General features: G+C 67.5%; 12 protein-coding genes. 5 read left to right on the top strand and 7 right to left on the bottom strand.

What is annotated here, in order from left to right:
• The first annotated feature begins 27 nt into the window (after nucleotides 1-27).
• Together OY559_RS04095 and OY559_RS04090 are read left to right on the top strand one after the other, a co-directional pair.
• Entirely contained in the window at nucleotides 28-1,857 is a 1,830-nt protein-coding gene (locus OY559_RS04095) for a tetratricopeptide repeat-containing sulfotransferase family protein (RefSeq protein ID WP_277728835.1), read from the top strand.
• Between the two features lie 4 nt (nucleotides 1,858-1,861).
• Entirely contained in the window at nucleotides 1,862-2,455 is a 594-nt protein-coding gene (locus OY559_RS04090; protein ID WP_277728834.1) for a 2OG-Fe(II) oxygenase, read from the top strand.
• 8 nt (nucleotides 2,456-2,463) lie between these two features.
• On the opposite strand, the gene OY559_RS04085 is transcribed toward OY559_RS04090, so the two are convergent.
• From OY559_RS04085 to OY559_RS04060, 6 genes are all read right to left on the bottom strand, one after another.
• The gene (locus OY559_RS04085) at nucleotides 2,464-3,759 is read right to left on the bottom strand and encodes an aspartyl/asparaginyl beta-hydroxylase domain-containing protein (RefSeq protein WP_277728833.1); all 1,296 of its coding nucleotides are present in this window, start codon (nucleotides 3,757-3,759) and stop codon (nucleotides 2,464-2,466) included.
• A 69-nt stretch (nucleotides 3,760-3,828) separates the two neighbouring features.
• Nucleotides 3,829-4,728, bottom strand: coding sequence for a DUF4097 family beta strand repeat-containing protein (locus OY559_RS04080; protein WP_277728832.1), 900 nt, complete (start codon nucleotides 4,726-4,728; stop codon nucleotides 3,829-3,831).
• Nucleotides 4,729-4,738: 10 nt separating this feature from the next.
• Nucleotides 4,739-5,218, bottom strand: coding sequence for a hypothetical protein (locus OY559_RS04075; RefSeq protein ID WP_277728831.1), 480 nt, complete (start codon nucleotides 5,216-5,218; stop codon nucleotides 4,739-4,741).
• On the bottom strand, nucleotides 5,215-5,805 hold the full coding sequence (locus OY559_RS04070; protein ID WP_277728830.1) for an RNA polymerase sigma factor: 591 nt from the start codon (nucleotides 5,803-5,805) through the stop codon (nucleotides 5,215-5,217). Before OY559_RS04070 ends, OY559_RS04075 begins: the two co-directional genes overlap by 4 nt.
• 196 nt (nucleotides 5,806-6,001) lie before the next feature.
• Nucleotides 6,002-7,792, bottom strand: a complete 1,791-nt coding sequence (locus tag OY559_RS04065; protein ID WP_277728829.1) for a phosphoenolpyruvate carboxykinase (GTP) — start codon at nucleotides 7,790-7,792, stop codon at nucleotides 6,002-6,004.
• A gap of 475 nt (nucleotides 7,793-8,267) precedes the next feature.
• Nucleotides 8,268-9,011, bottom strand: coding sequence for a helix-turn-helix domain-containing protein (locus OY559_RS04060; RefSeq protein ID WP_277728828.1), 744 nt, complete (start codon nucleotides 9,009-9,011; stop codon nucleotides 8,268-8,270).
• A gap of 109 nt (nucleotides 9,012-9,120) precedes the next feature.
• Here OY559_RS04060 and OY559_RS04055 point away from each other — a divergent pair, with 109 nt between their 5' ends.
• The 3 genes from OY559_RS04055 to OY559_RS04045 are packed head-to-tail and all read left to right on the top strand — an operon-like array spanning nucleotide 9,121 to nucleotide 10,829.
• Nucleotides 9,121-9,567 carry a hypothetical protein gene (locus OY559_RS04055; RefSeq protein ID WP_277728827.1) on the top strand — a complete coding sequence of 149 codons (447 nt, stop codon included), beginning with the start codon at nucleotides 9,121-9,123 and terminating at the stop codon, nucleotides 9,565-9,567.
• A gap of 4 nt (nucleotides 9,568-9,571) precedes the next feature.
• Nucleotides 9,572-10,390, top strand: a complete 819-nt coding sequence (locus tag OY559_RS04050) for a DUF2145 domain-containing protein (RefSeq protein ID WP_277728826.1) — start codon at nucleotides 9,572-9,574, stop codon at nucleotides 10,388-10,390.
• Nucleotides 10,391-10,412: 22 nt separating this feature from the next.
• Nucleotides 10,413-10,829 carry a hypothetical protein gene (locus tag OY559_RS04045; RefSeq protein ID WP_277728825.1) on the top strand — a complete coding sequence of 139 codons (417 nt, stop codon included), beginning with the start codon at nucleotides 10,413-10,415 and terminating at the stop codon, nucleotides 10,827-10,829.
• A gap of 63 nt (nucleotides 10,830-10,892) precedes the next feature.
• Here OY559_RS04045 and OY559_RS04040 read toward each other — a convergent pair whose 3' ends face one another.
• A complete protein-coding gene (locus OY559_RS04040) occupies nucleotides 10,893-11,492 on the bottom strand; it encodes a TetR/AcrR family transcriptional regulator (protein WP_185741976.1) in 600 nt (199 codons plus the stop codon).
• Between the last annotated feature and the right edge of the window lie 106 nt (nucleotides 11,493-11,598).

The raw sequence follows: 11,598 nt of genomic DNA, 5'->3' as shown, positions 1-11,598 counted from the left end.
TTTTTGTTGCCACGCTAGAATCGGACCATGAACCAACCGCTCATCCAGCAGGCCGTCGCCCTGTTCCAGAACGGCCGTTTCCAGGACGCCGCGCAGTTCTGCCAGCAGGCCCTGGCGCGCGTGCCCGGGGACGAGAGCCTCGCCACGCTGTGGGCGATGAGCCTGCAGAACCTCGGTCGCGATCAGGACGCCGCGCCTGTGTACCGGCAGTTGGCCCACGCCCGCCCGGAGATTCCGGCGCATTGGGCGAACCTGGGGCTGGTACTGCGACGCCTGGGCGAATACGCCGAAGCCGAGGCCGCCTACCGGCATGCGCTCGCACGCGATCCCCGCAACACCGGCTTCCTTGTCGACTATGGGCTGCTGCTCTTGGACATGGGCCGCATCGCCGATGCACGGCATCGCTTCCTCGATGCCGTCGACCTGCATCCCGGCCTCGCCGAAGCGCACATCTATGCCTCTCTCGCCTGCTTCGAATGCGGCGATGCCCAACGTGCCGCCGCGCTGATCCCGCCCACCGATCAATGGCGTGGCCTGCCCGATCACCTGCGTGAAGAACTCGCGACCGCGTTGATGCAGGTCGGCCGCACCAGCGAAGCCGAATCCCTGCTGATGGCGCCGGGCGTGCGGCAGTCGCTGTCGGGCATCATCCGTCTCGCGCAGCTCAACGAGCGCACCAACCAGATCCCGCGGGCCCGCGCACTGATGGACCAGGCGCGCGCGCAGGCCTCTACGGCAGGACGCCAGGAGCAGATCGACCTGCTGCATCTGGAAGCCTCGCTGGCCATGCGCGACAAGGACCATGCCAAGGCACGCGCTGCGGCGGAATCGATCATCGCACTGCGACCCCACGTGCAGGCGGAAGCCAACGCGCACTTCACCCTGGCCAACATCGCCGACAAGCAGAAAGACCCGGCAACGGCGATGTCGCACCTCGAACACGCGCACGCCATCCACTTCCAGCTGGCCGCCGATGTCGTGCCTGAAATCGCCCATTCCGACGCCGAGCCGCTGAAGGTTTCCAGCAAATGGCTGACAGCGGACGAAGGCGCGTTCCGCCACGACCCCCGCGCGCCGTCAGCGGGTGACTCCCCCGTCTTCATCGTCGGCTTTCCGCGCTCCGGCACCACCATGCTGGAACAGATGCTGGACGCCCACCCGCACTACGCCTCGATGGACGAACGCGCCACGCTGCAGCGCTGCATCGAACGGATGGAAGCGCGCGGCTTCGAGTATCCGCATGGCCTGGACATGCTCGATGGCGCGGCCGCCGACGAGTTGCGCGCCGTGTACTGGTCCGAAGTCGCCAAGGTCATCACGCTCCAGCCCGGGGAACAGTTGGTCGACAAGAACCCGCTCAACATGCTCCGCCTGCCGATGATCCTGCGCCTGTTTCCCAATGCGAAGATCATCCTGGCGCTGCGACACCCCTGCGACGTGCTGCTCAGCTGCTACATGCAGAATTTCCGGTCACCCGCCTTCATGGTGTTGTGCTCCAGCCTGGAGCGGCTGGCGAAAAGCTACGTCAATGCGATGAGGTTCTGGATCCATCACCAGGCATTGCTGGCGCCCGACACGCTGGTGCTGCGCTACGAGGACACCGTCGGCGACTTCCCCGCGCAAGTGGAGCGCATAGGCGCTTTCCTCGGCATCCGCGACCGCGACTTCCTCGCGCAGTTCAGCCAGCATGCCGCGCGCAAGGGCTACATCAGCACGCCCAGCTATTCGCAGGTGGTCGAGCCTGTGAACGCGCGTGCCGTCGGCCGCTGGCAGCCGTATTCGCGCTGGCTGCTCCCCGCGCTGCCCATCCTGCAACCCGTGGCCGACCACTGGGGCTACGACCTCACCGTACGATGACCCCATGAAAGCGCTGGCCGACTACATCCGCACCTACGACGACGCACTGCCTGCGGCGTTCTGCCAGCAGCTGATCGACGGCTTCGAGTCATCCACGCAATTCCAGGCGCCCAACGGGCGTGGCTACCGGCCGGCGCTGGACGACAGCCGCTGGACCGAGTTGAATCTCACCCGCCTGGCCGACCCCGCCTTCATCGGGTTCTTCATGACCCGCATCGAAGAAGCGCTGGCACGCTACAACGCAGACCTGTCGCTGACCCTGCCCGTGCCGCTGCGCCCACGCATCGACCGGCTGACGATGAAGAAATACCGCGCCAATGCGGGCGAGGGTTTCCAGCCGCATTTCGATTCCGTCGACGAGGTCGCGGGACGCTACATGGTGTTCCTGTGGTATCTCAACGATGTCCAGGAAGGCGGCAGCACCCGTTTCATGGACCTGGATGTCGACGTGCAGCCACGCGCGGGGCGGCTGCTGGTGTTCCCGCCCTACTGGATGTTCCAGCACGTGGGCAACGCGCCGGTTTCGAACGACAAGTACATCCTTTCGACCTACCTGCTGTTCGACAAGCCCGGCAGTCCCGAGCACACGCACGAGTAAGGCGACGATCAGTCCAGGCCCGCCTGCCTGTTGAATCCGCCGATGGCCTCCACCAGTTGCTTCAGCGCCTGGGTTTCCTCGGGTCTGAGGCGCGGATGCCAGGTGTCCAGGATCATCACCACGCGCAACTGGCGGCTGTGGTTCCAGGCCTGGTGCAGGTAGGCGTCGTCGAAGGTCACGCAGCGTCCTTCCTGCCAGTCGTGCTGCACCCCGCCCACCTCCAGCGCGCAGTCCGCCGGTACGATCAGCGGCAGGTGGGTGACCACGCGGCTGTTGGTCACCCCGTGGTGCGGCTTGATCAGGGTGCCCGGTGACAACAGCGAGAACAGCACCTCCGGCGCGTGCGCGTCGATGCGCGTCAGCGGCACCTGCGCCAGCGCCCGGGCGGTGGCGGGACACGCAGCCAGATGTTCGGGATAGGCCTGCCCGTGGCGGTGGAAGAAGTAGGCATCCCACGCGGCCGTGTCGATGTCCTGCTGGCTCGCCAGGAAATCGTCCTTGCGCGCAGCGCCACTGAAATCGAGGAAGGGCTGCAACCCGTCGCGCGCCTGCAGCACTTGCTGCAGTTCGGCACGGATCGCATCCGTTGCGTCCTCCAGCGCTTCGTACCACGGGAACAATGTGCGCTCGAAGTACGGCTCGGGCTGCAGGTCGGGGACGTACAGGAAAGTGGGACGCTGGCGCGGGTCCGGGCTGCCGCCCGGTGCGATGCCCAGATAGGCTTCCAGCGCGCGCGTGACCCGCGACAGCGCCTGCGCGCCGTGCTGTTGTTGCAGTGGCGCGATGGCCGAGAAGAACAGGCGGTGCCGGCCTGCATCGATCAGCCGCATGGCAGTCTTCACCCGCTCCCGCAGCTCGGGCGCCGTGGTCGCATCATTCAGCCATCGCCCCTGTGCCTGTGCCGTGGTGACGGCCCGGAAGTACTCCACCAGCGCCGCATCCGGGTCTCCCGGCTGCAGGCATTCGGCCAGTTGCAGCCGCGCCGGCGCCGCCTCCGGCATGAGCGCCAGGCCCCGTCGCAGCGCTGCCGCGGCGGCCACCGGATCGTCCAGCCGTTTCAGGCACGCTCCCAGCTTCAGCCAGGCATCGCCATGGTCGGGTTGGGCGTGCACCAGCGCTTCAAGTTGGCGGGCTGCGGCGGCAGGTTGCTGCAGTGCCACCAGGCTGAGCGCGGCCACCCATTGCAGGTCCGGGTCATGCGGATGTACTTCCAGCCCCTGCCCGGCCGCGGACAGCGCGTGTGCGGCATTGCCGGTTGCCAGGTGGCGTCGCGCCTGCTGGACGTGGAATGCCGCACTCGTCATGCCTGCCTCTGTATCACCGGAAACCCGTCCCGATGATACGGGAGATGCGGCGCGCGCCCGTGCGGCGACTTACTCCACCCGCACTTCCGCACTGCCCGAGAACGTCTCCACCGTGACGCGGGCGCTGCCGCTGCCGTAGCGGGTGGAGAAGCTGGAACCCGGGCCGCGACGCTTCTCGATGTCCACGCCCGTGGCCTTCAGGCTGCCGCTGAAGCTCTCGCCGCTGACCTGCGCGGACACATCCTTCGGCAGGCGCAGCAGCAGGTCGCCACTGACCGATTCCATGCTGATCTCGCCGCCGGGCGCCAGGGCCGTGCTGACACGCGCCGTGCCACTGACGGTGCTCGTGTTGAGGTCGCGCACCTGTTCGCCGGTGACGGCGACTTCGATACGGCCGGATACGGTCTCGGTACTGATGTCGCCGTTCAGGCGACCGCGCAGCACGATGTTGCCGCTGACCGTCTGCACGTCCACGTCCGCGCTGTTGAGGGTCAGGTGGGCGCTCCCGCTGACGGTTTCGATGTCCGCTTTCTGCGGCGCGGCGGCGGCCGCCACGCTGCCGCTCACGCTGCTGATGGAAAGTTCGCCTGATGCAACGCCGGTCACATGCACGTCGGCCGCGACCGACTCGATGTCCAGATCGGCGCGCAACGGCACCATCAGCACCAGGTCGGTCGGTCCGCTCTGGTTGCCGCCCCAGCCACTGTTCTTCGGGTAGCGCACTTCCACGCTCAGGTGCGGGCCGCCGCCATCCACTTCCAGGCGCTCCACGCCCTTGCCCAGCGTGCCGGTGATCTTGACCTCGTCGCGCTCCCAGCCGCGCACCTCGATGCGACCCTTGAGGTTGCTGATGTCCACCCGGCCGCGCGCATCCAGCGGACGGGTTTCGTTGATGGCGGTCTGCGCCAGCACCGGGGGCGCCAGCAGTGCGCTGCCCAGCAGCAGCGAGAAAGCGATGGTGGTACGCATGGGTAACTCCTCAGGTCATGGCCGCGCGCTGGGTCAGCGCGAGGCGTCGTGCATAGGTGCGGCGCAACTGGTTGAGCAGGAAGTGCGCGTTGGGTTCGGTGGCGATGGCGTGGCGGATCTGGGCGGCGCTTTCGTCCAGCGCATGCAGCGCCGGGGCGATCTCGGGTGCGGTCTGCACCTGCGTGTCCAGTTGCGCCAGCGCACCGGTGTAATCGCGGGTCAGCGCGGCGGCTTCGCGCTGGATCAGCGCACCGCCTTCCGGCGCCTTCTGCAGCTGCCAGGTCACGGTGACCGCGAGCAGCACGGAGGCGGCCAGGGCGAACGGCGCCATGCGGCGGCGTGGCGGTGCCACGGCCTGCTGCGGCGTGGCCGCGAGCCGCGCGGCCAGCGCCGGCCACAGATCACGCGACGGCGGCGTGTCCTGCCGCAGCGCGCGCAGTTGCCAGCGCAGTGCGTCGTCGGAAAGCGGGTTGGGGTCATGGGGGGTCATGCGTGTCCTCCTAAACGGTCGCGCAGCAGATGCCGCGCCCGGTGCAACTGTGCTTTTGAACTTCCGACCGCCATGCCCAGCTCGGTGGCGATCTCTTCGTGCTTCCAGCCTTCCACGTCGTACAGCACCAGCACGGCGCGTGCGCGTGGCGGCAGGGTGGCGACGGCGCGCTCCAGGTCCAGCGACAGCGCCGTACCATGGCCGGCGCTGTCCGCCATGCCCAGGTCGTCCAGTGCGTCCTCGTCGTCATCGAAGCGGGGACCGCTGCGACGGCTGCGCAGTTCCATCAGCGCGGTGGTCACCGCCAAGCGGTGCAGCCAGGTGGAGAAGGCGCTTTCGAAGCGGAACGCCGGCAACGCCTGCCAGGCCCGCACGAACGCTTCCTGCGTCAGGTCTTCCGCCCGCACGCCCTGCGCGCCCACCAACCGCTGGATGACGCCATGCACGCGGCCTGCATGGCGGCGGTACAGCGCTTCGAAGGCCCGCATGTCGCCCCCCGCGGCCGAACGCGCCAGCGCGGTGTCCTGGGCGGCGGCCGCCTCCGGAGCGAGGCTGTCGGCAAAAGGTTCGATCACGGCATTCAGCATACTGACTGGGATGCAGCGATGGGCGTGGAGGTTTAGAACCGCGCGGCCTTTTTCCGCCAGCGAGTATCGGTCGGCAGAAGATTCCCCTCTCCCCTCTGCGGGGAGAAGAAAAGCCGGACGCAAGAAAAAGCCCCGCGGCGTCCGGGGTGGACGCACACGGGGCGTGCGCAGGAAACAGGATGCGCGAGGTGGGGAATCAGTGCGCCAGACGGGCCGCGATGCGTTGCTGCTCGTCTTTCAGCGCCTGCGGGGTGCGGTCGCCGAATTCCTGCAGGTACTCGCCGATGCTGGCGAACTCCGCTTGCCAGCCGGCGCGGTCGAAGCCGAACAGCAGCTCGTGGGCTTCGTCGCTCAGCGCCACGCCGTCCAGGTTCAGGTCCTCGGCGCGCGGCAGGTGGCCGATCGGTGTTTCCACGGCGTCGGCCTTGCCCTCGACGCGCCGGATCATCCACTCCAGCACGCGCAGGTTCTCGCCGAAGCCGGGCCACAGGAATTTGCCGTTGCCGCCCTTGCGGAACCAGTTCACGTGGAAAATCTTGGGCAGCTTCGCGCCGTCGTGGTCGAACGACAGCCAGTGCGCGAAGTAGTCGGCGAAGTTGTAGCCGCAGAACGGCTTCATCGCCATCGGGTCGCGGCGCATCACGCCGACCGCGCCGGTCGCGGCGGCGGTGGTTTCCGACCCCATCGCCGCACCGACCAGCACGCCATGCGTCCAGTCGCGCGCTTCGAACACCAGCGGCACCAGCGAGGCGCGGCGGCCGCCGAACACGATGGCGGAAATCGGCACACCCTGCGGGTCTTCGGCCTTGGCCGAATAGCTCGGGCACTGGCGCGCGGACACGGTGAAGCGCGAGTTGGGATGCGCGGCCGGACCATTGGCCGGATCGTACTTGCGCCCCTGCCAGTCCAATGCCGGCGTGCGCGAATCCAGTCCTTCCCACCACGGCTCCTGCTCGTCGGTGACGGCGACGTTGGTGAAGATGGTGTGGTGGCTGATGGTGGCCAGCGCATTGGGGTTGGAACTGTCCGACGTGCCCGGCGCCACGCCGAAGAAGCCGGCTTCCGGGTTGATCGCGTACAGGCGGCCATCGGCGCCGGGGCGCATCCAGCAGATGTCGTCGCCGACCGTCCACACCTTCCATCCGGCCTGGCGATAGCCCTCCGGCGGAATCAGCATGGCCAGGTTGGTTTTGCCGCAGGCCGACGGGAACGCGGCGGCGATGTAGTGCGTCTCCCCCTGCGGGTTCTCGATGCCGACGATCAGCATGTGCTCGGCCAGCCAACCTTCACTGCGCGCCTGGTGCGAGGCGATGCGCAGCGCGTGGCACTTCTTGCCCAGCAGCGCGTTGCCGCCGTAGCCGGAGCCGAAGCTCTTGATGGTCAGCTCGTCCGGGAAATGCATGATGAAGCGGCGGTCCGGGTCGAGTTCACCCGTGGAGTGCAGGCCCTTCACGAACGTCCCTTCGCGTTCGATGCGCGCCAGTGCCGGCGCACCCATGCGGGTCATGATGCGCATGTTGGCCACCACGTACGGCGAATCGGTGATCTCCACGCCGCAGCGCGACAGTGGCGAATCGATCGGGCCCATGCAGTAGGGAATGACGTACAGCGTGCGACCGCGCATGCAGCCGGCGAACAGCGCGTCCATCTTCGCGTGCGCCTCGGCCGGGGCCATCCAGTGGTTGTTGGGGCCGGCGTCTTCCTGCTGGGGCGTGCAGACGAAGGTCAGGTGCTCCACGCGCGCCACGTCGCTCGGGCTGGAGCGATGCAGCCAGCTGTGCGGGTGGGTTTCGGGATTCAGCGGCAGCAGGGTGCCGTCGGCCAGCATCTGCTTGGTCAGCAGCGCGTTTTCGGCATCGCTGCCGTCGCACCAGTGGATATGGTCGGGCTGGCTGAGCGCGGCGACCTCGGCAACCCAGGCATTCAACGCGGCAAGCGAACTGCCTGGAAAATCGTTGCGTTTGAAAACATCGACCGCTGCGTTCATGCCACGCCCTCGAAAAGTGAGACCAAAATGATACCAATGTCTTGTCTTTCAGACGAGGAGAACGTCGACGGGCGGTCATGCCGGGTAGCAGTTCCGTCTCACCGATGCCAGAGAAGCCCCTTCGTAAGAGGCTTTTACCCAGTGAATGGAGCTTTTCAGGCGGGGGATGGGCCTCGGAACGCCATCGATCGGGCTCGGAGACCCGACGACGGAGCTCTCCCTTCCCGTCGATGGCTTTCGGAATGCCATCGATGGCTCTCCCGGAGCCATCGATCGCAATGGGAGCCTCATCGATCGGGCTCGGCACGTGATCGATGGGGCACGGAGCCCGATCAACGGGGCTTAGAGGGCCATCCCGATGGAGCTCAACGCCCCGTCGACGAGGCTCGACGGCCGAGCGATGGAGCAAAAAAGGCCATCGATGGCTTTCCGAGCCCGATCCGTGACATTCCGGGCCCGATCTCCGCCCCGGCGGCTAGGCCTCGCGCGAGCGCCGGTAGGGATTGAAAAGCTGCAGCAGCCAGGGTTTCTGCGCCAGTACCAGGCTGACGCCAACGCGGTCTTCCGCCGGGAGCGTGGCGTCGCGGGCCAGCAGCGCATCGAACTCGCGCGCGACTTCCTCCAGCCGCTGCCTCACCTGCTTCACGCCGTCGATGCTCAGGCTGCCGCTGAGCAGCAGCAGTGCGTCCTGCTCGCCATCGAACGGATCGGCGAAGTAATCGGACAGCAGGGTCAACCGGAAGTAGCGCTCCATGGGCCCATCGGCGCGCCAGCGGAAGTTGCGCGCGGTCAGTGCGCGGCCGCGGTTGCCGGGCATCAGTTCGATGATGCCCAGCCGGTCCAGCTTCACCAGCAAGCCGGTCCACTGCGCGGGCGTGAAGCCGAAGTGGCCCATCACGTCGTCCTCGCGCCAGCGATTGAGGGTGAGGAACAGCGCCATCAGCAGCGGCGGATCGTCCACCAGCGCCTGCTCCTGCGCTTCGCTCAGCTGCGCCATCGCCTTGCGCCCGCGCGAGGCTTCGGCGCTCAGCTCGGCCAGGCCCACGTCCAGCACGTCGCAGACCTGCTCCAGCCGCTGCAGGCTCATCGCACGGCGGGAGAACATGCGCTTCACCGCCGCCTCGCTCATGCGGATGCGCGCGGCCAGGTCGCGGTAGGTCATGTCCTGCGCGCGCAGGCAACGCTTCAGTGCATCAATCAGGTCCACCGAGACGGCCATGGGTAGCGGATTCCTATACCTGTCGTTCCGCCAGAGCTTACCTTGTCGATGATCCTTGAATCCTCGCGAAGCCTGCGCCCACCCTCCGGCGCCACTGGAGGAACCCCGCATGCACCGCCTGATCGCCCGCTCACTGACCCTGGCCCTGGCCACCGCGCTCTCCGGCGGCGCCGCCCTGCCCACCCACGCCGCGCCGCAATCCGATGGCGCCAGCCGCCTGTCGCAGGCCAGCCTGGAGGCGTCCATCGAGGTGCCGGTGGCGGTGATCCATGCCCTGGGCCACGGCGCCTCCGCCGTGGTCACCGGCGTGGCCGTGGTCGCCGGCAGCGTGGCGGTGACGGTCTCCGTCGCCGCGGCGGGCGTGGTCGCGGGCGCGTCGTTCGTGGTCTACCTGAGTGCGGAAGCGATAAGGCGGCTGGGCATCGCGGTGGGCACGGCGATCAGCGTCACCGTGGTGGCGACGGGATGGATCCTCAGCGCCGCGGGTGAAGCGCTGTGCTTCATCGCCAACGACGCCGCCCGCCCGCACATCCACAGCCATCGCTACGGCGGGTGATCGGATGATGCGCGCGCTCGCGACCCTGTGTTTCGTCTTCGCCCTCGCGCTGCCAGGGACGGCACGCGCGGGCGATGCCTGCAAACAGCTGGAGATGCCGCCGCACAAGGTGGCCGACGCCGCGCGCACCGCGTTGCTGGCCGCGGAACAGCTCGATGAGGTGGATGCGCCGGTGGCGTTGCTGGCGCGCGTGGGCACCGATCTGTCGAAGCAGGGCCTGGCCTACAGCCACGCCGGTTTCGCCGTGCGCGACCACGCGCAGGGGCGCTGGACGGTGGTGCACCTGCTCAACGAATGCGGCAGCGACCGCTCCGGCCTGTATGCGCAGGGACTGGTGAACTTCTTCGCCGACGACCTGGTGAACCAGGATCTGCGCATCGTCTGGTTCGCCCCGGACGTGGCGGACCGGCTCGCCGCGCGCCTGCAGCAGATGCCGCGCCACAGCCTGCACCACCCGCGCTACAACCTGATCGCGCGGCCCGGCAGCGAGGACTACCAGAACTCCACCGCGTGGATCGTGGAGGTGATGGCCGCGGCGCTGGCCGACCGCGGCATCTACGACCGCCGCAGCGCGTACGCATTCGCGCGTGGCGACGGCTTCGTGCCGGATACGGTCCACATCGCGTACTCGAAGCGCGTGCTGGGCGGCCTGCTCTCCGCCAATACCGACTTCACCGATCACCCTGTCGGCACGCGACTGTCAGGCGACTATCCGGTCGTCACCGTGCGCGCGATCTTCCGCTGGCTGGAGCGCAGCGGGTATGTGCGCGAGCAGCGGGAATGGCGCGGTGGCGTGCGGCAGGCGGTGATGGGGCCGGCGTGACCACTTTCATGAGGAGATCGACATGTTCCTGACCCTGCTCGCCGTCACCCTTCTGTTGTCCGCCGCCGTCGCATGGGGCGTGACGTGGATGTTCTCGAAGCCTATCGAGCGCATCCTCACCCGCATCATCGCTGACGACATCAGCCACGCATGGCTGCGTTACATGAAGTTCGCCATCCTCGTCGTCGGCGTGTCGTCCGGCGTGCGCATCCACGCCCTGGAGCGCTACATCACCGCGCCGCAATGGATGGAGAAGGACAAGACGGAGATCATCGCGCTGACCGCCGAGCGCTGGGTGCTGGAGGTCTACCGCACGGTCATCGAAACATTGCAGGGCATCGCCTGGATGCTGCTGGCGTTCTTTGCCGTGGCATTGCTGGCCTACGTGGTCGTTCGGTTGTCGGAGCTGAAGCGGGCGGCGTCCTCCGCGGCTCCGTAGGGTGGGCCTTGGCCCACCATCGACGACACGATCACGCGCGGTGGGCCAAGGCCCACCCTACGATCAAGTCGGAATCAGCGTCGAGATGACGTGTTCGAGGTAGGTCTCGAATTCTTCCGAGGTCATGCGCGGCTGCTGCAGTTGCAGCGACAACTGCAGGAATCCGACGTAGGCCGCATAGGTCAGGCGCGCGCGATGCGTCGCATCAGTGCGCTGCAGGCCGGCCTGGCGGAACATGGCGACCAGATAGTCCAGGCGACGCTGGGAGATGCGGTCGATCACCGGCTGCACGGCCGGATGGTCCAACGCCTTCAAAAGTTCGCTGTAGATGATGTGCGGCTTCACCTCGTGACCGACCAGCTGGAACAGCGTGCGCAGCCGCTCGCGCGGATCGACGACCTTTTCCAGGCTGCCGAAGATGTTCTCCTGCTCACCCGCTTCCCAGCGTTCCAGCGCGGCCTGCAGCAGCGCGTCGCGCGACGGGAAATGCCAGTAGAAGCTGCCCTTCGTGACACCCAGGCGGCGTGCCAGCGGCTCCACCGCGACTGCCGAGACGCCCTGCTCCGCGATCAGGTCGAGCGCCGCCTGTGCCCAGTCGTCCGCGCTCAGACGGGCGTTGCGGGTCGGGGCGCTGGGGGGTGTTTCCGGACTGGGTGTGCTCATGTGCCGCATTTAACCATACGCCGGGGTGTGTAGCGGTACGTTTGTTGCGCCGCACAACAAATAAAGGCAAATCAATCGGTTGCATGTGAAACCCGGCAGCCGAACC

Source organism: Pseudoxanthomonas sp. SE1 (assembly GCF_029542205.1).
Classification (GTDB): domain Bacteria; phylum Pseudomonadota; class Gammaproteobacteria; order Xanthomonadales; family Xanthomonadaceae; genus Pseudoxanthomonas_A.
Note: the sequence above shows the minus strand (reverse complement) of the source record. Positions and strands in the feature narration are given on the sequence as shown.

Excerpts from the sequence above, each read along its gene's own strand:
- OY559_RS04060 (WP_277728828.1), bottom strand. The coding sequence starts at position 9,011 with ATGGCCGTCTCGGTGGACCTGATTGATGCACTGAAGCGTTGCCTGCGC.
- OY559_RS04095 (WP_277728835.1), top strand. The coding sequence starts at position 28 with ATGAACCAACCGCTCATCCAGCAGGCCGTCGCCCTGTTCCAGAACGGC.
- OY559_RS04090 (WP_277728834.1), top strand. The coding sequence starts at position 1,862 with ATGAAAGCGCTGGCCGACTACATCCGCACCTACGACGACGCACTGCCT.
- OY559_RS04040 (WP_185741976.1), bottom strand. The coding sequence starts at position 11,492 with ATGAGCACACCCAGTCCGGAAACACCCCCCAGCGCCCCGACCCGCAAC.
- OY559_RS04065 (WP_277728829.1), bottom strand. The coding sequence starts at position 7,792 with ATGAACGCAGCGGTCGATGTTTTCAAACGCAACGATTTTCCAGGCAGT.
- OY559_RS04085 (WP_277728833.1), bottom strand. The coding sequence starts at position 3,759 with ATGACGAGTGCGGCATTCCACGTCCAGCAGGCGCGACGCCACCTGGCA.
- OY559_RS04075 (WP_277728831.1), bottom strand. The coding sequence starts at position 5,218 with ATGACCCCCCATGACCCCAACCCGCTTTCCGACGACGCACTGCGCTGG.
- OY559_RS04050 (WP_277728826.1), top strand. The coding sequence starts at position 9,572 with ATGATGCGCGCGCTCGCGACCCTGTGTTTCGTCTTCGCCCTCGCGCTG.
- OY559_RS04055 (WP_277728827.1), top strand. The coding sequence starts at position 9,121 with ATGCACCGCCTGATCGCCCGCTCACTGACCCTGGCCCTGGCCACCGCG.
- OY559_RS04080 (WP_277728832.1), bottom strand. The coding sequence starts at position 4,728 with ATGCGTACCACCATCGCTTTCTCGCTGCTGCTGGGCAGCGCACTGCTG.
- OY559_RS04045 (WP_277728825.1), top strand. The coding sequence starts at position 10,413 with ATGTTCCTGACCCTGCTCGCCGTCACCCTTCTGTTGTCCGCCGCCGTC.
- OY559_RS04070 (WP_277728830.1), bottom strand. The coding sequence starts at position 5,805 with ATGCTGAATGCCGTGATCGAACCTTTTGCCGACAGCCTCGCTCCGGAG.